Source organism: Bacillus sp. ISL-46, assembly GCF_018613205.1.
The window spans coordinates 34,164-57,456 of record NZ_JAGGQR010000040.1 but is presented as its reverse complement, the minus strand read 5'-3'; the positions used below and the strand labels follow the sequence as shown (position 1 = coordinate 57,456).

Annotated in this window: 20 protein-coding genes and 1 other annotated feature; of the genes, 15 read left to right on the top strand and 5 right to left on the bottom strand. The window is 38.0% G+C overall.

Features of this window, described 5'->3' with window-relative positions; genetic code table 11:
* Nucleotides 1-309: 309 nt before the first annotated feature.
* Nucleotides 310-3,198, bottom strand: a complete 2,889-nt coding sequence (locus J7E67_RS19060; RefSeq protein WP_214732636.1) for a transglycosylase domain-containing protein — start codon at nt 3,196-3,198, stop codon at nt 310-312.
* A 146-nt stretch (nt 3,199-3,344) separates the two neighbouring features.
* Nucleotides 3,345-3,563: a binding site (T-box leader), on the top strand.
* A gap of 47 nt (nt 3,564-3,610) precedes the next feature.
* Here J7E67_RS19060 and tyrS point away from each other — a divergent pair.
* A complete protein-coding gene (gene tyrS, locus J7E67_RS19055) occupies nt 3,611-4,864 on the top strand; it encodes a tyrosine--tRNA ligase (protein WP_214732635.1) in 1,254 nt (417 codons plus the stop codon).
* A gap of 113 nt (nt 4,865-4,977) precedes the next feature.
* The gene (locus tag J7E67_RS19050; RefSeq protein WP_214732634.1) at nt 4,978-5,166 is read left to right on the top strand and encodes a DUF6954 family protein; all 189 of its coding nucleotides are present in this window, start codon (nt 4,978-4,980) and stop codon (nt 5,164-5,166) included.
* A 213-nt stretch (nt 5,167-5,379) separates the two neighbouring features.
* On the opposite strand, the gene J7E67_RS19045 is transcribed toward J7E67_RS19050, so the two are convergent.
* Nucleotides 5,380-6,636 (bottom strand): hypothetical protein, encoded by a 1,257-nt coding sequence (locus J7E67_RS19045; RefSeq protein WP_214732633.1) that lies wholly within the window; start codon nt 6,634-6,636, stop codon nt 5,380-5,382.
* 408 nt (nt 6,637-7,044) lie between these two features.
* Between J7E67_RS19045 and J7E67_RS31875 the strand changes: the two genes are divergently transcribed.
* Nucleotides 7,045-7,170 (top strand): hypothetical protein, encoded by a 126-nt coding sequence (locus J7E67_RS31875; RefSeq protein WP_285291934.1) that lies wholly within the window; start codon nt 7,045-7,047, stop codon nt 7,168-7,170.
* 191 nt (nt 7,171-7,361) lie between these two features.
* Here J7E67_RS31875 and rpsD read toward each other — a convergent pair whose 3' ends face one another.
* Nucleotides 7,362-7,964 (bottom strand): 30S ribosomal protein S4, encoded by a 603-nt coding sequence (gene rpsD, locus J7E67_RS19040; protein WP_088089267.1) that lies wholly within the window; start codon nt 7,962-7,964, stop codon nt 7,362-7,364.
* A 391-nt stretch (nt 7,965-8,355) separates the two neighbouring features.
* Here rpsD and J7E67_RS19035 point away from each other — a divergent pair, with 391 nt between their 5' ends.
* Nucleotides 8,356-9,786, top strand: a complete 1,431-nt coding sequence (locus J7E67_RS19035; protein ID WP_251026866.1) for a sensor domain-containing diguanylate cyclase — start codon at nt 8,356-8,358, stop codon at nt 9,784-9,786.
* Nucleotides 9,787-9,877: 91 nt separating this feature from the next.
* Nucleotides 9,878-11,062 (top strand): methionine gamma-lyase, encoded by a 1,185-nt coding sequence (gene megL / locus J7E67_RS19030; protein WP_214732631.1) that lies wholly within the window; start codon nt 9,878-9,880, stop codon nt 11,060-11,062.
* A gap of 38 nt (nt 11,063-11,100) precedes the next feature.
* Here megL and J7E67_RS19025 read toward each other — a convergent pair whose 3' ends face one another.
* The gene (locus J7E67_RS19025; protein WP_214732630.1) at nt 11,101-11,583 is read right to left on the bottom strand and encodes a GAF domain-containing protein; all 483 of its coding nucleotides are present in this window, start codon (nt 11,581-11,583) and stop codon (nt 11,101-11,103) included.
* A 154-nt stretch (nt 11,584-11,737) separates the two neighbouring features.
* Between J7E67_RS19025 and refZ the strand changes: the two genes are divergently transcribed.
* The 7 genes from refZ (at nt 11,738) to rarD (ending at nt 19,967) form a co-directional block, all read left to right on the top strand.
* Nucleotides 11,738-12,370: a forespore capture DNA-binding protein RefZ gene (refZ, locus tag J7E67_RS19020; RefSeq protein ID WP_214732629.1), complete on the top strand. Its 633-nt coding sequence runs from the start codon at nt 11,738-11,740 to the stop codon at nt 12,368-12,370.
* A 247-nt stretch (nt 12,371-12,617) separates the two neighbouring features.
* Complete coding sequence (gene ezrA, locus J7E67_RS19015; protein WP_214732628.1) at nt 12,618-14,306, top strand: septation ring formation regulator EzrA; 1,689 nt, start codon at nt 12,618-12,620, stop codon at nt 14,304-14,306.
* 186 nt (nt 14,307-14,492) lie between these two features.
* Nucleotides 14,493-15,635 (top strand): cysteine desulfurase family protein, encoded by a 1,143-nt coding sequence (locus tag J7E67_RS19010; protein ID WP_214732627.1) that lies wholly within the window; start codon nt 14,493-14,495, stop codon nt 15,633-15,635.
* Nucleotides 15,636-16,841: a tRNA uracil 4-sulfurtransferase ThiI gene (gene thiI / locus J7E67_RS19005; RefSeq protein ID WP_214732626.1), complete on the top strand. Its 1,206-nt coding sequence runs from the start codon at nt 15,636-15,638 to the stop codon at nt 16,839-16,841.
* Between the two features lie 100 nt (nt 16,842-16,941).
* Nucleotides 16,942-17,148, top strand: coding sequence for an alpha/beta-type small acid-soluble spore protein (locus tag J7E67_RS19000; RefSeq protein WP_088089259.1), 207 nt, complete (start codon nt 16,942-16,944; stop codon nt 17,146-17,148).
* Nucleotides 17,149-17,316: 168 nt separating this feature from the next.
* Entirely contained in the window at nt 17,317-18,903 is a 1,587-nt protein-coding gene (gene mbcS / locus J7E67_RS18995) for an acyl-CoA synthetase MbcS (protein ID WP_214732625.1), read from the top strand.
* A gap of 131 nt (nt 18,904-19,034) precedes the next feature.
* Nucleotides 19,035-19,967 (top strand): EamA family transporter RarD, encoded by a 933-nt coding sequence (gene rarD / locus J7E67_RS18990; protein WP_214732624.1) that lies wholly within the window; start codon nt 19,035-19,037, stop codon nt 19,965-19,967.
* 88 nt (nt 19,968-20,055) lie between these two features.
* Here the strand turns inward: rarD and J7E67_RS18985 are convergent, their stop codons facing one another.
* Nucleotides 20,056-20,853 (bottom strand): NAD kinase, encoded by a 798-nt coding sequence (locus J7E67_RS18985; protein WP_214732623.1) that lies wholly within the window; start codon nt 20,851-20,853, stop codon nt 20,056-20,058.
* A 169-nt stretch (nt 20,854-21,022) separates the two neighbouring features.
* Here J7E67_RS18985 and sppA point away from each other — a divergent pair, with 169 nt between their 5' ends.
* The 3 genes from sppA (at nt 21,023) to J7E67_RS18970 (ending at nt 23,288) form a co-directional block, all read left to right on the top strand.
* Entirely contained in the window at nt 21,023-22,033 is a 1,011-nt protein-coding gene (gene sppA, locus J7E67_RS18980; protein ID WP_214732622.1) for a signal peptide peptidase SppA, read from the top strand.
* A gap of 12 nt (nt 22,034-22,045) precedes the next feature.
* Nucleotides 22,046-22,513 (top strand): RDD family protein, encoded by a 468-nt coding sequence (locus J7E67_RS18975; protein WP_214732621.1) that lies wholly within the window; start codon nt 22,046-22,048, stop codon nt 22,511-22,513.
* 103 nt (nt 22,514-22,616) lie between these two features.
* On the top strand, nt 22,617-23,288 hold the full coding sequence (locus J7E67_RS18970) for a DUF2953 domain-containing protein (RefSeq protein WP_251026865.1): 672 nt from the start codon (nt 22,617-22,619) through the stop codon (nt 23,286-23,288).
* The last annotated feature ends 5 nt before the right edge of the window (nt 23,289-23,293 follow it).

The window sequence follows — 23,293 nt, the reverse complement described above, 5'->3', positions numbered from 1 at the left end:
TTGGTAATCGGTAAATGAACAAGGCTTTCATTAACCGTGAGATCTCATTTTATTGGTTATGGGTAAATGAACGAGGTCCTCATTAACCGTGAGATCTCATTTTATTGGGTATGCGTAAATGAGCAGGGCTTTCACTTTTCAGGTCAATGACTCACTTTTAGGCTAGTCGCGGCAGAACCAAATATATAAGCACCCTTCAACGGCTTAATATCTTGTTCTTATCGTAAATTGGATAGTACATTAAAATTTTTCATCCATTCCAAAAAAAGCAGAAAAAACCGCACCACTATCGGTGCGGTTTTAAAATATTTACGGTGTTGTTGTTGGATCAGTCGGTTTAGTTGGAACATTAGGGCCATTCGGTACCGCAGGTTTAGCAGGGTCTTTCGGTACACCAGGTTTAGCAGGGTCTTTCGGTACCGAAGGTTTAGTAGGATCTACTGGTGGTGGTGTTATTTTTACTCCAGCCTCAACCAGATTCGATGGAGCAGACTCTCTACCAGCAATATCGACCGCCGTTACATAATAGATACCAGTACCAGCTTGAAATGATCGTTTTGAGCCATTGATCACACTGCCTACTTTTGCTGAAACTAATCCACCTTGATAGACTCGGTAACCGACAACATCATTATCACCAGATGCTGACCATGTTAATGTATTCCCTTCTACTTTTAAGCTGACACTGTCAGGGTTCTTCCCGTTATCGGACATTTTGGCACTTGATACGAGAATTTTACCCCAGCGCTCTTTCTGTGGAATTAGTTGTCTATAATTATAGAAGTTATTTCCAACAATTCGTTTAATAAAATCGGGATTTAAAATGAGACCAAATTGGGCAAACTCTTTTGGTGTAGAATCCAAGGCCAAATATTTTTTGTCGCCAACCATAACATATTTTCCTTCAATTAAGCTATCATCAACTCTTGTTGGTACATTATTGACATTAAAGTAATCTGATTCGATTAAGCCTGCTTTTGAACATGCCTCGGAAGGCAGCATTCCGGAAACAGCACAATAAGAACGTTGCACGATTCCTTTTGGCATTTTAAATGACTTCTTTGGAGCAATTAGATCAGGTTTAATTTTATAGGCAGCGTTCATTAACTGAGCCCATAAGTTATTGGTCCGTGAACTATAGGGCATACCGGATGTCTGGAGCGATTTTGGTGTATCATACCCTCTCCAAAGACCAAAGGTGACATTAGGGTTTGAAGCAACGAACCAAGAGTCAATATATTGATTTCCTGTCCCCGTTTTCCCAGCCCAGTCCGCACTGAAATTTAGTTTGCTTCTAACTCCTGCTGCCGTTCCCATCTTTACCACGTCACGCATCATATCAATCGTTAAATAGGCTGTTTGCGGCTTAAAGACATTAACAGGTTTCACTTCGTGCTGATAGATAACTTTGCCATTTTTATCGACAATTTTATCAATCATATAGGCATCAATAAATTTTCCATCATTAGCAAAGGTACTAAATGCATTCGTATTTTCTTCGATGGTTACCCCATTTGTCATCGATCCAATCGAAGTAGCTAGATTGGTATAATCATCTTTTCTTAAAGAGGTAAATCCCATTTTTTCAAGATACTTGGCGGGACGTTGGTCAACGATACTCTTGTAAAGTTTAACCGCTGGTACGTTATAGGATTTCGCTAGTGCATATCTTGCTGAAACCAGTCCGCTATACCGATAGTCATAGTTTTGCGGCCAAGGATCACTTCTGCCGGGTGCAAGACTTAAGGCTACATTTGGCAGCGGTGTTCCCGGAGCAACTTTTCCTAACTCAATCGCGGGTGCATAGACAAGAAGTGGTTTCATGGTAGAACCGTTTTGTCTGATGGCACTGGTCGCGTGATTTAGCTGTTGATCATCATAATTCCGTCCAGCGACAAAACTGATAATTTTTCCAGTCTTGTTTTCGATCAGTTCTGCCCCAACCTCAGCAGGTTCCATAACTGTTGTTATTTCTCCAGTTTCAGGATCCTTCTTTTCTTGAGGCTTATCGGGTCCGTAATATTGATAATTATCCTTAACCTTTTGCATCGCATCGTATATTTTTTTGTCTATTGTCGAATGAATTTGGTATCCATTTTGACGCAAAGCATTTCGAGCTAATATTTGATATTTATAAGCAAGATTGTCATCGTTTTTTAACTCTTTCTCTGAAATCCCATCATTTTTTGCTAAGACAGTGGTCAGGACTTCAATCGACCGCTTTTCAATTTCGACTGTTAGCCATGGGTATTTTTCCAGTGGATTTGCAACCGGTTTGATAAAATCCTTTTTAATATCGTAGGCAGAGGCTTGCGCATATTCATGCTCGTTAATATAGCCACCGTCAAACATTCTCTTTAGGACGGTTTTCATCCGTGTGAGACCTGGTTCGAGATATTGGGGTTCTTTTATCGTCCCTTCCCGTGTAAACGGGGTATATCCAAACGGGCTTTGAGGCAATCCTGCAATGAAGGCAGCTTGCGGAAGTGTTAAATCACTCGCCTTTTTACCAAAGATCCCTTTTGCCGCTGCTTGAACACCAGCAATGTTTCGTCCAGACGAATTTCTTCCTAAGGTAGACACATTAAGATAAGCTTCAAGCATGTCTTTTTTATCAAAAAATTTCTCTAAACGAAGAGCAAGTAAGATTTCATTGGCTTTCCTTTGAAACGAGACCTCATTTGTTAAGATTTGATTTTTTATTAATTGCTGTGTTAACGTACTACCGCCGGATTGAACAGCAGAATTTGTCACTTCCTGAAAAACGGCCCGAAATACAGCTTTTGGGACAACGCCTTTATGCTTGTAAAAGTATTCGTCTTCGGTTGCAACTACCGCATTGACTAAATCATTTGATACATCGTCCAATTTTACTTCTTCCCGTTCCAAGTCGGTGTGAAGTTTACCAAGATAAAAATTATCCGAAAAATATAACTCAGAAGTTTCCGTATAGTTATAAATATCTTTTTTCATGCTGTCATACGAGCGAACAGGTTCATCTTTTACAAGTGAAGCAAAATAACCCGCACCAACACCTGTCGCAAATGATCCGCCAAGAATGACGACTGTTAATACAAGGAGTAACAGATTCCAAACTACTTGATATGTGATTCGTGCACTTTTAACTGTTCTTTTATGGGTAAATATGTTCAGAACGGATTTTGCTTTTTCTATCAATGCTTGTAATTTTTCAACCATCTATAGTATCACCTCATCTAAAATCAAGTACATTATAGCATACCAAAGGTATAAAAACTGACAAAGTTCTACATTTATCTGAAATTTCCAGTTAAGTTTGACAAGGGAACTGAAATATGGTAAAAAAAGCTATACATTAATTTAATAATAAAGCTGTGAAGGGAACCAACTGTAGTTCTTCTATCCCTGTTTCAAGAGAGTCAGCGGTGGTGAAAGCTGATGCATATAGAAGAATGAATTACTCCCCTGAGCTTTCTCTGTGAAAATGATTTTTTTGTAGCGGAGAACGGTCTAAACCGTTAATTTTTTGAGTTGGAGGAATTTTCCTCAAGCTGGGTGGTACCGCGTAAATTTACGTCCCTGCATTTTTGCAGGGGCGTTTTTATTTTTTTACCAAATTGGAGGGAATAGGATGGATTTAATACAGGATTTGGCATGGAGAGGAATCATTTACCAGCAAACGGATGAAGAAGGTTTGAAGGATTCATTAAACAAGGGGCAAATTTCTTTATATTGTGGTGTTGACCCAACTGCAGATAGTATGCACATCGGCCATTTGCTGCCATTTTTAACACTTAGAAGATTTCAGCAGCATGGCCACCTTCCGATTGTGTTAGTCGGAGGAGCAACAGGCTTGATTGGTGATCCGAGTGGTAAAAGTGAAGAACGAAAGCTGTTAACACTAGAAACAGTGCAGGATAATGTAGCAGGTATCAAGAAGCAACTTGAATCTATTTTCGAATTTGAAGGTGAAAACGGAGCAATCATGGTTAATAACTATGATTGGGCAGGCTCAATGGATGTCGTTACCTTCTTGCGTGATATCGGCAAACATATCGGTGTCAATTACATGCTAGCGAAGGATACCATTGCATCAAGGCTTGAGACGGGTATTTCGTTTACAGAATTCACCTATACCATTTTACAAGCGATGGATTTTCTTCATTTATATGAGCATCACAACTGTAAATTACAAATTGGCGGAAGTGACCAGTGGGGGAACATAACTTCAGGATTGGAATTAATCCGCAAAGTTCAGCCAGAAGGCTCGAAGGCATTTGGGTTAACCATTCCGCTTGTGACAAAAGCAGATGGTACAAAGTTTGGGAAAACGGAAAGTGGTGCAGTTTGGTTAGATCCTGAAAAAACTACCCCGTATGAGTTCTACCAGTTCTGGATTAATACAGCTGATGCAGATGTGGTGAAATACTTAAAGATTTTTACATTCCTTTCGCATGAGGAAATTGAACAATTAGAAAAAGCTGTTCAGGAAGAGCCTCATCTCCGAAAGGCACAAAAGGTTTTAGCTGAAGAACTGACTCGTTTGATTCACGGTGAAGATTCCTTACAACAGGCAATCAAAATTTCTCAAGCGTTATTTAGTGGGGATGTAAGAAGTCTTTCTGCTGCGGAAATCCAGCAGGGCTTTAAAGATGTACCAGCTTATACTTCACAAAATGAGGAGAATTTGGTCGATCTTTTGGTTGCGGCGAAAATTTCCCCATCCAAGCGTCAAGCACGCGAAGATATCTCAAATGGTGCCGTCACCGTTAATGGGGAAAAAATTACTGACACCTCTTATGCAATAACGGAAACCGATCGGATTGAAGGGCAGTTTACGATTATCAGAAGAGGTAAAAAGAAGTACACGTTAATTAAATACTAATAAAGGAAGGGCTTTGGATTACAAAGCCTTTTTTTTGCTATAAGGATATCCGTGTAACAACGGGTTAATTTATTTCGTCTAATATAAAAGGAACGAATATGGGGGTGAATGTATTGAAAATTTTATTACACGCCGTATTTATTATTCTCATCGCACTTGTTACATTTTTCGGACTTGGTCCTGTTTTATATGCAGACGGGGTATTACAAGAAAGATTATCGACTGCGGCTATCGTAGTTGTCATCTATATAATACTTGCCTTTTTATATCGGAAATCTATCAAATGGGTCAATCGAAGATAGAAAAAGCCCTCATACCCATTGGTATGAGGGCTTTAACCTTATTAACGTGAGTAATGCTCAACGGTAACAGAAACTCTAGTATGAAATGAAAATTCAAAGGAGAGGAATGAGGTTAAATGGAAACTTATTTAATGAGTGGACACTATCAAGCGTTTTTGTTGACAGTGTCCACTCATTTTCAACTACTCCGCGAACCATTATGAGTGAGAAACTTTAAAAATTTAATCTTCGTAAAATCTTTTCCAATGAGAATAATGAGGATAAAAGAACTGACATATCAAGTTCATTTTCAATAGATGTTTTTTGCGAAGTTCCCTGAGAGCTACTATTGGTGTTATTGTTGTTATTTTCACTCGCATCGTTTGATTCTTGACGTAATATTTGGGAAGTTCCCTGAGGGCTACTATTGGTGTTATTGTTGTTATTTTCACTCGCATCGTTTGATTCTTGACGTAATATTTGCGAAGTTCCCTGAGAGCTACTATTGGTGTTATTGTTGTTATTTTCACTCGCATCGTTTGATTCCTGATGTAATTTTTGGGAATTTCCCTGAGGGGTATTATTGGTGTTATTGTTGTTATTTTCACTCGCATCGTTTGATTCTTGACGTAATATTTGGGAAGTTCCCTGAGGGCTACTATTGGTGTTATTGTTGTTATTTTCACTCGCATCGTTTGATTCTTGACGTAATATTTGGGAAGTTCCCTGAGGGCTACTATTGGTGTTATTGGTGTTATTGTTGTTATTATTGTTATTTTCACTCGCATCGTTTGATTCTTGACGTAATATTTGGGAAGTTCCCTGAGGGCTGCTATTGGTGTTATTGTTGTTATTTTCACTTGCATCGTTTGATTCTTGACGTAATATTTGGGAAGTTTCCTGAGGGCTACAATAGGTGTTATTGTAGTTATTTTCACTCGCATCGTTTGATTTTTGACGTAATTTTTGTGAAGTTCTCTTAGGGCTACTATTGTTGTTATTGTTGTTATTTTCACTTTTATCGTTTGATTTTTGACATGACTCATGTTTTTCCGATTTAGCCTTTTCAATTTTTACTCCATAACTAACATTTTTAATGTGGGACATGGCAATGCGAACGATTTCCCCATTATTGACCAAATAAACTAAATCATTTTTTACCTCACAGAGTACACCCTCTACCGTCTCAGTACCGCCACGATTGATATTTACCCAACGATATTCCAATGATTTAAGCAGGTCTTTGAAATTTATAGCTTTTTTAAATTCGAAATCCTTCGGAACATCAACGTCGAATTTAAACTGCTCTTTCAGATTATCTGTAAAATTTTTAATATGTTTAGTGTTGTGGTAGACGATCCCATCTTCTTCCGTGAGAAGGCAGAGATAATCTTCACTTGCATCCATAAACATCCCAATACTGGATTCTGGTCCGCCTCGATCAACCTTGATTACTCTATCTTGAAAATATTTCGTGAGGTCTTTACCCATATAAAAAATTCTCCCCTTTAAGTTATTAACTACACTGCATCGTATGTATAACGGGAGGAAGTTGTCCTAAGCAAATAGCCTGTCTTTTAATTGTTTGTCCTTTTCATTTTTTAACTAATAGGTGCTAGAGTTGAAGATCAGAGCTGTCATTTTGGCAGCTTCTTGTTGTGCTAACGGGGCAGGATAGTGAAATAAGGGTTCCGTAATGTGGTTGAGGACCATATCGGAAGGATTCTTGGAGTTGATTTGAACTTTAATACTACTACAACCCCGATTAGAGAATGGTATCAGAAGCTTTATGTGGTGCGAAACTAGATAGTACATCAAGGAAGAACATCAGTAACTGAAGACGAGAGTTATGAAGCTCATGATGCGTATGTTAATACTCGGAACTCCCAAGGGGACCTCTTGAAAAATGCAGGTATTCTTAATGCCAATGGAAACATTGATCTGAATCAATTTCCAAAAAACATAAAGGGAACGCTCGATGGAGAAGAAGTACTGGTTGTGCTCACCGGTTCGATCCCTTCATAGAACATCGTTATTAAGACCCTGATATTATCATGGCCTTTTTTTAATTTTGTTAAAACTTCCTCCAAAATTGCCCCCATCTCTTTGGGGGGAGAATACAAAATTCTACTAAGCATAGTAAAAACAAAAAACCCTAGAAGCGCTGATATAACGCTTCTAGGGTTTTTGTGATTGCTATTTAATAAGCAAATCAATTAACGTGAGTAGAACTCGACGATAAGAGTTTCGTTGATTTCAGCAGGTAATTCAGAACGCTCTGGTAAGCGAGTGAAAGTACCTTCTAATTTGTCCGCATCAAATGTTAAGAAATCAGGAACGAAGTTATTAACTTCGACAGCTTCTTTCACAACATCAAGATTGCGAGATTTTTCGCGTAGGCTGATTGTTTGACCAGCTTTTAAGCGGTATGATGGGATATCTACACGAGCGCCATCAACTAAGATGTGGCCATGGTTTACTAATTGACGAGCTGCACGACGAGTGCGAGCAAGACCTAAACGGTAAACAACGTTGTCAAGACGTGATTCAAGAAGAATCATGAAGTTTTCACCGTGTACGCCGCTTAATTTACCAGCTCTATCAAAAAGATTACGGAATTGACGCTCAGTTACGCCATACATATGACGAAGCTTTTGCTTCTCTTGTAATTGTAATCCGTATTCAGAAAGCTTTTTGCGTTGGTTTGGACCATGTTGTCCAGGAGCGTACGGACGCTTTTCTAATTCTTTACCTGTGCCGCTTAGAGAGATTCCAAGACGACGGGAAATTTTCCAGCTAGAGCCAGTATAACGAGCCATGAATGACTCCTCCTTAGTGTTTTTATTTTGGTAAAATAAAAACCGTTATGAGACGCTTTAAAGCCATTTTGTTTTCATGTACCTTCGCCCTAGCAGCTAAGGGTTACAAGATACACCATCATTTAAAGGCAATCTACCTTTTAGAGGAACAAAATGAGACGAATAAAGTTTTCACATAGGCTGCAATATTTTACACAAGGAGTATTATATAATTTTTATTCCTGTAAAGTCAAGAATATTTTTTGGGGATGATGATACAGGAGAAAATTATCGGAAAGATTATTTTAATAAAGTTAATGAATTATACAAATAAATGTCGCCAAAGTGTCTGAAAATTAACTATAATTAGGGTACTATGTATATATCTGGAATTAGATCGGGTGAAACCTATATGGAAATTCTCGAATGTGATTTACACATGCAAGTTAATAGATATAAACAATTAATACAAATTACAGAAAAACTTCATTCGTTCCTTGATGTGAATTTCATCTTGGGAGAATTATGCGTAGCGCTTAAGGAAGTGTACCCTGACTACTCATTTTCCTTATTGCTTTCACAGGATACTCAAAGCCACAGCGACCTTCCGATTATTGAGCTTGAATATGATAGTGAAAATATTGCTGCTATCAATGCTTATGCAACCGGGGAGATTCAATTTGAATATTCCCCCCCTGATAAACATGCAATTATTTATGCCCCATTAAAAGGGAAGCAGGTAACCTATGGAGTCTTGCAGATAATTGCAGCAGATACGACTGAATTTATGGTATATGAGGTGGAGTTTCTTACATTATTGGCAGGTTCTGCGGGATGTTCTATGGAGAATGCCCACCTCTATCAACAGTCAAAGAGGGAAATCTCCAACTTACAATTAATCAACGAAACTTCCCATTGTTTAAATTCTAACCTACGCATGGTTGATACGATGACATATATGTCAGAACAAATCATCACTTCCATTGATGCACAAGAAGTTGGCTTTTTCTTATTCTCAAATGAACAAGCAAATGTAAAAATACTCCCAGGTTCCACTTCATACTTTTACACTAAACAGGCCCGACTCTACATTGATTATATAAAGGAAAAGATCGAAAAGGAAAAAAATCCTTTATTTATAGGAGATATCAATCTCCAAAACATAAAAAGTATGACAAGCTTTCATTCGATTCTTGCGATTCCGATGATTCAGAGCGAAAAATTAAAAGGTTTCTCCATTGTGATGCATCAAAAGCCTTATTTCTTTTCCTTTGACACATTTAAGCTCCTGCAGTCACTAGTTCATCATTCATCGCTAGCGTTTACCAATTCAATGCTCAGAGAAGAGTTAGAGCATATGGTAATTACAGACCACCTTACCAAGCTCCATTCCCGCAAATTTTTGGATGAAAAAATCCAGTGGTCAATGAAAGAGATTGAAGAAGGTACCTTTATTCTCCTCGATATTGATAATTTTAAAGAATTAAATGATACATACGGCCATCAGGTTGGAGATAAAGTTCTGGTTCAGGTTGCAAACCTTATTAAACGAAATATTCGCGGGGAAGATATAGGCGCCCGCTGGGGTGGGGAAGAACTGGCCCTTTATCTTCCTGGTGTCCCTTTAGACAGAGGAGCAGCCATCGCTGAAAGATTAGTTAAAAAGGTATCCGAATGCTCCGACCCGCATATTACAGTGTCCTGTGGTGTTTCTTATTGGAATAAGGAACGGCTCGATGCCTATAATTTCTTATTTAAACGAGCGGATGAAGCGTTGTATATTGCTAAAGGAACTGGGAAGAACAAAGTGGTCATTCAAGGAAACAATATAATGGTTAGTTAGGGCATTCATTTATGAATGCCCTAACGATATTCCCCCAACCTACATAATATATTATAAATATGAAAACGTTTTCAAACAGGAGGAATCCAAAATGGGGAAAAAGAAATCACGGTTTGAAACGGAAGTTATTCATTCAGGCTACCGGCCAGACGAACATCAAGACAGTTTAGTTCCCCCGTTATATCAAACATCTACCTTTACATTTACCAGTGCGGAACAAGGGGAAAGAAGGTTTGCAGGGCAAGAAGAGGGATTTATTTATTCACGCTTGGGAAATCCAACGGTGAAAATACTGGAAGAACGGATGGCAGTCCTTGAACAAGGTGAGGCAGGCTTAGCTTTTTCGTCAGGAATGGCGGCCGTGAGTGCAGTGCTAGTGGCCTTAACAAAAACAGGTGACCATATTCTTTGTTCACAAGGAGTATACGGCTGTACCTTCGGATTGTTGGAACTATTAAAAGGGAAATATGGGATTGAACATGACTTTTCTTTAATGGAATCGGCAGAAGCATTAGATCAAGAAATCCTACCTAATACGGCTTGTATCTATATTGAAACGCCAATAAACCCTACAATGAAGCTGGTAGATTTGGAATTGGTGGCTAGGGTGGCAAATAAAAAAGGGATTCCCGTTGTTGTGGATAACACATTTTGTTCCCCATATATACAAACCCCTCTTACCCTCGGATGCAATGTTGTCATTCATAGTGCAACAAAATATATCTGTGGACATGGCGATGTTATAGCGGGTCTTGTCATTGGGGAGAAGGAGTTTATTAGGCAGGTGTCACGGACGACCCAAAAAGATATTGGCGGAATTATCTCTCCTTTTGATGCATGGCTGTTGTTAAGGGGGATTAAAACACTGCCAGTGCGCATGGACCGCCATTGTGAAAATGCCCAGAGGTTATTTGAATTTATGAAAAGTCATCCGAAAATTGAATCAGTGTATTTCCCTGGGGATCCAGAACACCAAGATTATTCGATCGCGAAAAAACAAATGAAACAATCAGGCGGGCTCATATCATTCACGATAAAGGGATCCAAGGAATCGGCACAACAGTTTATGAATCAATTACAATTAATAAAAATTGCGGTAAGTCTTGGAGACGCCGAAACATTAATTCAGCATCCTGCAACGATGACCCATGCCGTGGTTCCAGAGGAAGAACGAAAAAAAATGGGGATTGAAGATAACTTGCTGCGTCTATCTGTTGGTTTAGAAGCATGGGAGGACATCCAAGAAGACCTGGATCAGGCACTGGAAAGGATTTAAAGAGAAAAAGCACAGAGAGAATTTCTCTGTGCTATTTTCTATATATGTTCAACTAGAATTGCAACAAATTCTTCCAACATTTGTTGATCAAGTGCATCGAAACGATTTTTTTCAGGTGAATCAATATCCAGAACTCCAATTAGCTGCTCATTTTTAATGAGAGGGATAACAATCTCGGATTGGGAGGCTGCATCACAAGCAATGTGGCCGGGAAACTGATGAACATCTGCCACAAGAACGGTTTCTTTTTTCAAAGCAGATGTCCCGCATACACCCTTACCCAAAGGAATACGTACACATGCAGGAAGACCTTGGAATGGTCCTAATACTAGTTGTTGATTCGTATCCATTAAATAAAATCCAACCCAATTAATTCGGTCAAGAAATTGGTTCAATAAGGCACTGGCATTGCTGAGATTCGCAATCTGATTGTTCTCATCGTGAATAAGGGCATGCAGTTGTTTTTTAACAAGATTATAATTTTCCTCGCGGCTCGCAGTATACATTTCGACGTTAAACATGGAATTTCCCCTTTGTTTCAACAATTTTATTTATTATTTTATCAAATTTACAAGAAAATGAGCAGACTTTGTCGATTTTTTCATAAAGGAATCTGTGTTATAACAAAGAATTATAATGTAAGGGGATTTTTGTATTCCAGAAGGGGGACAATTTATGAAGAAAAATGCTAAAGAAGCAATTGTTAAGGCCGCTATAACATTGTTTAAGTCCAATGGATACTCTGGAACATCAATCCGGGATATCGCCCGACTGGCAAAAGTAAATACGGCAACGATTGCCTACCATTTCGAAAATAAACCAGGTCTGCTAGAATATTGCTTTACGCATTTTTTTGAACAGTATATTAGTAAAATGGAAGAAGCCTACGCATCGATAGACAAGGGAGCAAAGGAGTGTTTAAAGCGAATTGTCGCAGATTTACTTCATTATCAATGTGAAAATAGTAAATTAGCCAGTCTTGTCTATCGGGAAATGTCCATGGATTCGCAAGTGGTTCGCGAAATCATGTCAACCTATTTACTTAAGGAAAAATACTATTTTCAATTAGTATTTGAGCGTGGTTTTGAATGGAATGAATTCCGCCCCCACTCGATTCCTTATTTAATTATTCAACTTAAAGGATTATTGATGATGCCATTTATGAATACACATTATATGAGGGAAGTCTTGTATGTCTTTCCAAATGAACCATTTTTTGAGCAGAAATATTTAAAGGATATTAATTTGTGGATTGATAAAACACTATGCTCGGATGTACCAATGAAAATGAGTGCAGTCATAAAATAGCGGCAATCGCTATTTTTTTTTAGTTAATAGGAAAGCATAAATTCAACTGCGCCTCATGAACCGTCCTATCAGACTCGCCAATTGGTGAGTTTTCATTTATTTTACAAAAAAATTGAAAATAATAGTCAAAAAATGTCGTTAACATGGTATCATAATAGCATTGAATCGAACATTAATAGATTTTTTTATAATAGATGCATGAAAACTGGAATTTGAAAGAACGTTTTGGGAAATAGGGGGCTTACTTGTGAAATATTTCATTGGATTTTTTATCCTTTTACTAGCCTTATTTGTAATTGGGTATTTAATAAAGAAAAAGTACTTTAAGGAAATGGATCGATTGGAAGCATGGAAAATCGATTTAATGAATCGTCCAGTACTGGATGAAATGTCAAAAGTGAAGCTGCTTAATATGACAGGGCAAACTGAAGAACTATTCGAACGTTGGCGAAATCAATGGGACGAGGTGGTAACGGTACAGCTGCCTGATTTAGAGGAAATGCTTTTTGATGCCGAAGAGTACATAGATAAGTACCGATTCAGTAAAGCCAAAGGTGTCCAGAAAGCAATTGGAGTAAAGTTACAAGAAACTGAGAATCAAATAAAAAGTATATTAGAAGAGTTACATGAATTGGTTGGCAGCGAGGAAAAGAACCGAGTTGAAATTGAAGAGCTTAAAGAGCAGTATAGGGAATCGAAAAAAATGCTGCTTGCCCATCGTCACAGCTTTGGCAGTTCAGAAAAGAGTTTAGAGGAACAACTCAACGGCGTTTCACTAAAATTTCAGGAATTTGATGAAAAAACTGAACATGGAAATTATCTTGAAGCCCGTGAAGTAGTTTTAATGATTCATAGTCAGCTTGGAATGATTAAAAAAGATATGGACTTGATTCCGCAGCTGTTAATTGAATGTCAATCACTTCTGCCAAATCAGCTTTCAGATATTCTTGACGGATACCGTGAAATGTCTGATCAGGAATACTATTTAGAACATATTAATTTGGAAAAAGAAATCAACCGCTTAGAAGAGAAACTGGCTGAGAATCTAGAGCTTATCGAAGCAACGAAGATTGATGAGGCAGTAGAATGTATAAAAGAAGTAAAGGAAAGAATTGATGTCCTTTTCGATTTATTGGAAAAAGAAGTACACGCCAAGCATTTTGTCATAAAAAATGAAAAAATAGCAAGTGAGCTTCTCATTTCTGCCTATGAGGAAAATAGTCATCTTTCAAGTGAAGTCATTCATGTTCAAGAAAGTTACCAGCTGTCTGAAGGTGACTTTGAAACGCAGCGACAGCTCGAAAAAGAACTTTCCACTGTTTATAAACATTTTGAGATTCTGATTGAAAAAGTAAAGTTAAATGAGACAGCACAAACGGTGATTAGTGCAGAGTTAGCTCAAGTAAAAGAACAGTTGGATATCATCCGAGAAGGGCAGCAAGATTTTGCTTTAAAACTTCAAGCCCTTAGGAAAGATGAATTTGAAGCAAGAGAAAAGCTTAAAGATCTTACCAAGAAAGTTGGAGAGACGGTTCGTCTCGTTACTAAGAGTAATGTCCCTGGCTTACCAGAAGATTATAAGTATTTGTTTGAGGATACAAATGATAGCCTTCAAAATGTAAAGTACCATCTTGAAGAAAAACCACTTAACATTTCTGCTCTAAATCAATATTTAGAAATTGCCGTATTAACGGTGGAGAAACTTACCAATTCAACGGTAGAACTGCTAGAAAATGTGATGTTAGCGGAAAAAGCCATTCAATATGGAAATCGTTATAAAAGCCAATATCCAAATGTAGCCAAAGGATTATTGGAAGCAGAAATGGCATTTAGACACTATGAATATCAAGAGGCTTTAGAACAAGCGGCTGCAACACTTGATGTTATTGACCCAGATGCATTGAAAAAAATAAAAGCCGCATTTGTAACAGAATAATAAGAAGAGCGAAGTACACTAGCCGCTGGGCGCTGGAGCTAGACAGATCTCTAAGTTCAAAAAATTATACTCTTTTAACACATACAAAAAACCGATCAGTGCCATTTTCGCTGAATCGGTTTTTTGTTATTCTTTTTTTTGTCTTTATGATAAGATTTATTTTTGTAAGAGTTCGGAGGAGAAAAAATGATTTATTTTGATAATAGTGCAACGACAAAACCGTTTAAAGACGTTATAGATTCGTTTGTTACGGTGTCTAGTGAATATTATGGGAACCCTTCCTCACTACACAGTATGGGGGGACAGGCAGAGAAGCTGCTTTTCCAGGCGCGGGAACAAGTAAGCAAGCTCTTAACAGTAAAACCATCTGAAATTTATTTTACTTCCGGGGGAACGGAAGGTAATAATATAGCGATAAAAGGATCTGCTTTATTACATAAAAATAAAGGTCGGCACCTGATTACATCAAGTGTTGAACATCCATCAGTTAGAGCCGCAATGGAACAGCTTGAACAGGAGGGTTTTGAGATAACTTACTTGCCTGTTGACAGGTTTGGAAGAATTAATGTTTCGGATCTTGAAAAAGCGATAAGAAAAGATACCATTTTAATATCCATTATGCAGGTGAATAATGAAGTGGGGACGGTTCAGCCAATTAAAGAAATTGGAGACCTATTAAAAAAACATCCAACGATTTTATTTCATGTTGATGCAGTCCAAGGAATAGGAAAGATTCCCCTTTCTCTCTATAAAAACAGAGTGGATCTTTGTTCGATATCCGGTCATAAATTTCATGGCTTAAAAGGCACCGGTGCCCTTTTTATCCGTGAGGGTGTGAGACTTGCTCCATTATTTTCTGGCGGCAATCAGGAACGGAAGATTCGAAGCGGTACAGAAAATGTGGCAGGCGCAGTTGCGATGGCAAAGGCACTTAGGATGACATTAATGAAAGGCGAAGCAGAGATGGAACGAATGAAGAATATCCACAGCCTGCTCAGGAAGGGGTTAGCAGAAATAGAAGGTGTTCAAATTCATACACCTACTGAAAATGCAGCACCCCATATTTTAAATTTCTCATTAAAAGGAATAAAATCAGAAGTATTCATTCATTCACTTGAGCGGAAAGGTATCTTTGTATCAACCACAAGTGCATGTTCCTCAAAAAAGAAATCACCAAGTAAAACGCTTCTCGCAATGGGCGTTCATGAAACGCAAGCTGAAAGTGCCATCCGGATCAGTCTCTCATTTGAGAATACCAGAGAAGAGGCAGTGACAGTTCTAGTTGCTTTTAAAGAATCCGCAAACCAATTACGAAAGGTTATGAAATAGATGGAATATGATCGTATACTCATTCGCTACGGAGAAATATCGACAAAAGGAAGAAATCGCAATCAATTTGTAGAAAAGTTAAGAAAAAGTGTTAGAATTGCTCTCGCTCCCTTTCCAAAAATTAAAGTAGAAGCAAGCCGTGATCGGATGTATGTCTTATTAAATGGTGAAAGCAGCGAAGCAATTATTGGAAAACTGAAGAATATATTTGGAATCCAATCCTTTAGCCCTGCAATAAAATTGGAAAGAGATTTAGAGGTCTTAAAAAAGATATCGCTTGAATTGGTACGCTCCTTATACAAGGAAGGTCAAACCTTTAAAGTTACTCCGAAAAGATCTGATAAAACATTTGAGTTGGATACGGACGGAATCAACCACACCCTTGGCGGCCATTTGTTGCAGCATATTTCTGGACTCAAAGTGGATGTGAAAAATCCGGATATTAATTTACGGATTGAAGTCAGAAAGGAAGCCATTTATCTATCATGCGAAAATATCCAGGGTGCAGGTGGACTTCCGGTTGGATCAAGTGGAAAAGCCATGCTCATGCTTTCTGGTGGAATCGACAGCCCTGTTGCCGGCTATATGGCAATGAAGAGGGGACTAGAAATCGAAGCGGTTCATTTTTACAGCCCCCCATTTACAAGTGAAAGATCGAAGGAAAAAGTCATTGACCTTTCAAAAAAATTGGCTGAAATATATGGATCGATGACCTTGCATATCGTTCCGTTTACTGATATTCAGCAAACGATTCGCGAACAAGTACCTGAAAATTATTCGATGACATCTACGAGAAGGATGATGCTTCGAATCACGGATGAAATTAGGAAAAAACATGAAGGTCTTGCTATAATTACCGGTGAAAGCCTCGGGCAGGTTGCGAGCCAGACGCTAGAAAGTATGTATGCAATCAATGAAGTTACAAATACGCCTCTTTTGCGTCCATTGATTACGATGGACAAAACGGATATCATTAAAATCGCTCATGAAATTGATACACTTGAAATTTCGAATAGGCCTTTTGAGGATTGCTGTACCATCTTTGTCCCAGCTTCTCCAAAAACAAAGCCAAAAAGGGAAAAGGTTCAGCATTATGAAAGCTTCTTTGATTTCGAACCACTCATTCATGAAGCGGTGCAAGAGACAGAGACACTTGTAATTAAACCTGATATCAAGCAGCACTCAGAATTTAGTGAATTATTTTAAAAAGGTAAAATTCGGACAATTTGTGAACAATTACCAATTGTAATATAGAATGAAGTTTTTAAGTTCTACACATTCTATACTCACAAGGAGGTGATATCACATGGCAAACAACAACAACTCAAATCAATTATTGGTTCCTGGTGTTGAACAAGCTCTAAGCCAAATGAAATATGAAATTGCTTCTGAATTTGGTGTAAATCTTGGAGCTGACACTACTTCACGTGCCAACGGATCTGTTGGTGGTGAAATCACAAAGCGTCTAGTAGCAATGGCTGAATCTCAATTAGGCGGCGGATTCTCTCGTTAATAAAAAATAAATACGATGGCTACAGAGAGCGTGGGGGCTTCCCCCGCTCTCTTTTTTATGCTCAAGATAGTGAAAAATATTTTTAAATGAATAATAATTTAAAATTTTTAAATAATTTTGTATAATTAATTTTGAGGGGTAAATACGAAAAAGTTAAGGGGGAGAAGTATGAAGCGGGAAGATTTAATTGCGCCAGAAAAGTATAATCTTGTTTCTGAAATGGAGCGTTTTGCCAAAGAACCGAACAGAGTCGCATTGAAGTGGGAGAATGAGACTGGAGAGACAAAACAAGTTACATATCAGCAATTAATGAAGAAGGTTAACCAAGCGGGGAATGTTTTCGCCAAGAATGGTTTAAACAGGGGCGACGTGGTCCTTGTTATCGTGCCCCGTCTGATTGAAGCATATGTTGTTTATTTAGCCGCATTAAAAGCTGGAATGGTTGTCATTCCAAGCTCTGAAATGTTAAAGGAAAAAGACTTGAAGTATCGTATTTCACACGGTGATGTTAAGGGGATCATTAGTTATTATCCATTCGTTGATCAATTTGAAAATATAACGGCATCACAAGCTTTGGTTAAATTTACAATCGGAGGGTCTGAAGAAGGCTGGATTCATTTGGACGGAGAGATGAAAGATGCATCAGAAGAATTGGTGCTCGCAGATACGATTAGAGACGATATGGCATTTTTGTCCTATACCTCCGGCACAACAGGGAATCCTAAAGGAGTTGTTCATACGCACGGCTGGGCCTATGCTCATTTAAAAACAGCTGCGCCAAAGTGGCTTTGTATTGAAGATGGTGATACGGTTTGGGCAACTGCAGGTCCAGGCTGGCAGAAATGGATTTGGAGTCCCTTCTTATCGGTACTTGGCTCGGGAGGAACAGGATTAGTCTACAACGGAAACTTTGATCCGAAAAAATATTTGAGCCTCCTTCAAAAATATGATGTCAATGTCCTTTGTTGTACACCTACCGAATATCGATTAATGGCGAAGGTAGATAATTTAGCTGATTATCAATTGCCAAATCTTCATAGTGCGGTTTCAGCAGGTGAACCCTTAAATAGAGAGGTTATTGATACGTTTAGAAAGCATTTTAATATTGATGTCCGTGACGGTTATGGACAAACTGAAAATACCTTGCTAGTAGGGGTTACAAAAGGGATGGAATTGAAGTCTGGATCCATGGGCAAGCCGACACCTGGAAATAGAGTTGAAATCATTAACGAAGAAGGCCAGGTTTGTGCTGTCGGAGAAGTTGGCGATATTGCCGTCCATGTAGTAACGCCAGCTCTATTCAAAAATTATTATAAAGATCCAGAAAGAACGGCAATGCAGTTCCGAGGTGACTATTATGTAACAGGCGATAAAGCCAAAATGGATCAAGATGGCTACTTCTGGTTTGAAGGCCGCGGTGATGATATTATCATTAGTTCGGGCTATACAATTGGACCATTTGAAGTGGAGGATGCGCTCGTTAAACATCCGTTTGTTAAGGAATGTGCCGTCGTGGCAAGCCCGGATGAAATTCGTGGCTTTATTGTCAAAGCATTTGTGGTCTTACAAGAGGATATTGATTCAACAGACCCAGAATTAACAAAGAACTTGCAGGAGCATGTCAAAACACTTACAGCTCCATATAAGTACCCTAGAAAAATAGAATATTTGAGTGAACTTCCAAAAACAACCTCAGGGAAAATCCGTCGAATTGAACTCCGCAAAAAGGAACTCGAGGCAGCTAAACAAGTTTAGTTTAATATTTCAAGGAAGCAGGCGGAATTCCGTCTGCTTTTTATTGGAAGCAAAAAATTCCCCATTTCAGGATGTTTCGAGTTATAATAGAAAGTATTTCGAAACTAGAAAGAATAGGGGCTCGAAAACAGATGAAAAAGACTGAAACGCAAAAAGGAGTCATTTATGCCGGCTTTTCTTACTTGCTGTGGGGATTATTGCCAATTTATTGGAAGCTTTTAGACAATGTTAATGCTAAGGAAATTTTAGCCAGCCGTGTTTTATGGTCGTTTATTTTTATGATCATCATTCTCTTCCTAACCAAAAAATTAGGGCTATTTCTTCAAACCATTAAAGGGTTCGCTAAGAATAAAAAACAAATGTATGCCCTGACGATTGCCTCCTTATTAATAAGTGTGAATTGGTTCATATATATTTGGGCGGTTAATAGTGGTCATATGATTGAAGCTAGCCTTGGATATTATATCAATCCATTAATTAGTATTTTATTAGGTATGATTGTTCTTAAGGAAAAATTAACTATTTATCAATACGTTTCTTTCATTTTAGCTGCAATAGGGGTATTGATTATTTCCATTTCGCATGGGCAGTTTCCGTGGATTGCCATTACTTTGGCCCTATCCTTTGGATTGTATGGTTTAGCGAAAAAGTTAATAAACGTTGATTCTGCAGTCGGATTAACATTAGAAACACTTGTTGTTACACCTGTTGCCGCCGTCTATATTGGTTACTTATTTATGAATGGATTCAATTCCTTTATAACATCAGGGATCCAAACCGATCTGCTTTTAATCGGTGCTGGAGTTGCAACAGCAGTGCCGCTTCTTTATTTTGCAAAAGGAGCACAAAAAATTCCCTTATCTTTATTAGGATTCCTCCAATATATTGCACCTACATTAACCTTATTATTAGGGGTATTTATCTATCATGAACATTTTTCAAAAATACAACTTCTATCCTTTATGTTCATCTGGTCCGCGTTAACAATTTATTCCCTTTCAAAAACAAAACTATTGTCACCACAATGGTTTCATTTGCGAAAAGAAAAGAGCACGAGCATATAATGAAAAAACCTTATCCCTGACATAGGATAAGGTTTTTTTATTCTTAAGAAAAACTTATTACTTCGCTAAACGGGCGCTTCCGCTTTTCTTATAAAAAAGTTACTTTTTCCCAGAAGGAATTGTCCTTAAGCTTTAGTGTTTTTAACTTTTTATCACTTATTCTTATGCTGATTTTCTCAACGTGACGAATACTTAATGCTTCATTATCCATCCCCATGGTAGGATAATCATTGCCTTCGGATATTACATTGAATGTAAGTGTTAGTTCACTTCCAACAATAAAGGAGGAATCTAGTGTTCGGTAAAGATTTGTATTTAAGGAAGCTACTTCACTCACCTGCATGCAGGGGATAAGAGGGTCAACAATCGAACCCTTCACCGATTTATTATAAGCAGTACTTCCGGTTGGTGTCGCAACAATCAACCCATCTCCGCGAAAGGTTTCTAAATGGAGCTTATTAATAAAGACATCTACCACTAGTGTCTTTATAATCGAAGAACGAATGCTGAATTCGTTTAAACAAGTAAAAGTACCCTGACCATCAACGGATACGTCAATTAATGGATAACGACGGACTTTTAAATTTTCATTTGTAATAATAGCGTGAATCATTTTTGAAATATCATTAATTCGGAAATCACAATACATATTCAAGCTATCTTTAGTTGAAATCCCCATGTAAAGGCAATCATCACGGAAGCCGGTTTTCCTGACGGCTTGTAGAAATGTTCCGTCATCGCCAACACTGGCAATGATATTAGCATTTCGGTAATCAGTGACAATCGTAAAACCATAACGGTCGGCCACATCAAAAAGAGGAGCCATTTTTGAAAGCATGCCCGCATCCCGTTTGTAATAAAAGTAAATATTGCGCCTGTTTTCCATTTTATGTACCCCCTGTAAAAAGATGGGATAATTGTAACATGATTACCCAACCCAAAAATAATCTTTGGTAAAATAATGTTAGTTTGAAATTAGTTTAGCATTTTATTGAAACAATATAAAAGCAGGACATAAATTTTAGACTAAAAGAAAAAGGGGGACTTACATATCTATGAATGGAAAACGGTGGGCTGCTTTAGGGATTGCGGCAGCGTTATTTTTTGTTTCTGTGGTAATTAATTTTTTATCTGCTACTGCTTTTAAAGGAATTCAAACTGATTTTACCGACTTTATGGCATCTGCTGAGCAACCTTTTACGGAAGAGGTTGTCAATGAAGGCAACGAATTAAAGAAAATAGTGATTCTCGATGTCAATGGTGTCATTCAGGACACTGGGGAATCAGCTTCTTTGCTTGGAAGTTCAGGCTATAATCATCAGGATTTTATGAAAAAGTTAAACTACGTAAACGAAGATGATTCTGTAAAAGGGATAATAGTAAAGGTCAACTCACCAGGCGGCGGCGTGGTTGAAAGTGCAGAGATTCACGATAAGCTAGTTGAAATTCAAAAAAACAGTAAAAAACCAGTCTATATCTCAATGGGTTCAATGGCAGCATCAGGAGGATATTATATTTCAACTGCTGCAAAAAAGATTTATGCAAGTCCTGAGACGATGACGGGCAGCCTTGGGGTTATTATGGAAGGCATCAATTATGAAGGTCTTGCCGATAAGTATGGGGTTGATTTTGTCACCATAAAAAGTGGCAAGCATAAGGACATTATGAGCCCAACAAGAAAAATGACAGATGAAGAACGGCAAATATTACAGTCGATGATCAATAATTCCTATGAAGGATTTGTCAAAGTGATTTCAGAAGGGCGTAACTTGCCAGTCGCCCAGGTGAAAAAAATTGCTGACGGCCGTGTTTACGATGGACGACAAGCGAAGGATTTACACCTAATTGATGGGTTTGGCTACTTAGACGATGTAGTGAATCTTATGAAAAAACAAGAAAAGCTCAAAGGAGCGCAGGTGGTTCGTTATTCAGATTCTCTTGGTTTGGGTTCCTTATTTACTATGCAGGCAAAGAAATTATTGGGTGAAAACGTTGAAATGGCTGGATTAATGCAGATGCTTTCGAAGCCGAATTCTCCACGTCTCATGTATCTGTATGCAGAATAGGGGGGCTAATTAATGGAAATAAATGAATATCAAGAAACCATGACTGACAGAAAGGAAAATTATACCCTTCGTTATGCGGGCTTCTGGATGCGCTTTTGGGCGTATCTGCTTGATTTAGTGGTTGTGGGAAGCATTGTTCGGCTGCTAATTAAACCTATATTTCGATTATTGGATATTCCTTTATCAGAAACCAATATGTTTGCGCCAGTCTCCATTTCATCGGCAGTCATCTTTTATTTATATTTCGTCTTGATGACAAAATATCTTAATCAAACCCTTGGGAAAATGGTGTTTGGATTGAAGGTAGTCGATTTAAAAAATGATCAATTGACTTGGGGAACCATACTCTTTCGTGAATGGATCGGCCGATTTATATCAGCAACGATTATCTTCGGATATATCATTGTCGCTTTTTTACCAAAAAAACAGGGCTTGCATGATCTCTTCACTGACACAACAGTTATCCATGTGGAACGGTGAAAATAAGCCTATCAACAATTGTTGGTAGGTTTATTTTTTTATATAAAAGCAAATACTACCCGCTGAAAGGTTGTGATTGAAATTGTTTTGGGTGCTCCTGATTTTGTCCATTCTATTGCTCTTATTCATTCTCATTCTTTTTACTAAATTAACAATCCTTATTAATTATTATCATCATAATGACAATGACGATCTAAAGATAAAATTAAAGATTTGGTTCGGGTTAATAAAATATACAATAAATGTTCCGTTAATAAAAGTGGATGATAATTCTCCTAGCATAGTTGTAAAAAGTAATACTAAAATGGGAGATTCCGCACGAGAATCAAATAAACAAGACACGAATCATATTACAACAGATGAGGTGGATACTAATTTATCAAATGCCAAAAAATTACTCAATCATGTGTTTGGATTACACCGTATTGTCAGGAAGTTTTTTCGGAAGGTCACAATGAAAGGCTTAGAATGGAATACGCTGATTGGTCTAGGAGATGCGGCGCACACTGGGACAATAACCGGAGCAATATGGGCCTTTAAGGGGAGCATCATAGGGCTTCTCAGTCATTATTTCAAACTTAAAGAAATGCCCAAAATAACGGTTACCCCCCACTTTCAAGCAGCCGTAATTCAAACAAGATTTACATGTATTATTCAGTTTCGTATCGGGTATGCTATTCTAGCAGGATTAAAACTGTTTAGATTCTGGAAGGGCGGATTTCCGCACTTTAAAAAGAAAACTAATTTTGCAAATGATAAAACAAAATCCGTTTGAAAAAG

What these genes read in the sequence shown, in the direction of transcription:
- J7E67_RS19060 (WP_214732636.1), bottom strand. Translation starts at nt 3,198, where the DNA reads ATGGTTGAAAAATTACAAGCATTGATAGAAAAAGCAAAATCCGTTCTG.
- tyrS (WP_214732635.1), top strand. Translation starts at nt 3,611, where the DNA reads ATGGATTTAATACAGGATTTGGCATGGAGAGGAATCATTTACCAGCAA.
- J7E67_RS19045 (WP_214732633.1), bottom strand. Translation starts at nt 6,636, where the DNA reads ATGGGTAAAGACCTCACGAAATATTTTCAAGATAGAGTAATCAAGGTT.
- rpsD (WP_088089267.1), bottom strand. Translation starts at nt 7,964, where the DNA reads ATGGCTCGTTATACTGGCTCTAGCTGGAAAATTTCCCGTCGTCTTGGA.
- J7E67_RS19035 (WP_251026866.1), top strand. Translation starts at nt 8,356, where the DNA reads ATGGAAATTCTCGAATGTGATTTACACATGCAAGTTAATAGATATAAA.
- megL (WP_214732631.1), top strand. Translation starts at nt 9,878, where the DNA reads ATGGGGAAAAAGAAATCACGGTTTGAAACGGAAGTTATTCATTCAGGC.
- J7E67_RS19025 (WP_214732630.1), bottom strand. Translation starts at nt 11,583, where the DNA reads ATGTTTAACGTCGAAATGTATACTGCGAGCCGCGAGGAAAATTATAAT.
- refZ (WP_214732629.1), top strand. Translation starts at nt 11,738, where the DNA reads ATGAAGAAAAATGCTAAAGAAGCAATTGTTAAGGCCGCTATAACATTG.
- J7E67_RS19010 (WP_214732627.1), top strand. Translation starts at nt 14,493, where the DNA reads ATGATTTATTTTGATAATAGTGCAACGACAAAACCGTTTAAAGACGTT.
- thiI (WP_214732626.1), top strand. Translation starts at nt 15,636, where the DNA reads ATGGAATATGATCGTATACTCATTCGCTACGGAGAAATATCGACAAAA.
- J7E67_RS19000 (WP_088089259.1), top strand. Translation starts at nt 16,942, where the DNA reads ATGGCAAACAACAACAACTCAAATCAATTATTGGTTCCTGGTGTTGAA.
- mbcS (WP_214732625.1), top strand. Translation starts at nt 17,317, where the DNA reads ATGAAGCGGGAAGATTTAATTGCGCCAGAAAAGTATAATCTTGTTTCT.
- rarD (WP_214732624.1), top strand. Translation starts at nt 19,035, where the DNA reads ATGAAAAAGACTGAAACGCAAAAAGGAGTCATTTATGCCGGCTTTTCT.
- J7E67_RS18985 (WP_214732623.1), bottom strand. Translation starts at nt 20,853, where the DNA reads ATGGAAAACAGGCGCAATATTTACTTTTATTACAAACGGGATGCGGGC.
- sppA (WP_214732622.1), top strand. Translation starts at nt 21,023, where the DNA reads ATGAATGGAAAACGGTGGGCTGCTTTAGGGATTGCGGCAGCGTTATTT.
- J7E67_RS18975 (WP_214732621.1), top strand. Translation starts at nt 22,046, where the DNA reads ATGGAAATAAATGAATATCAAGAAACCATGACTGACAGAAAGGAAAAT.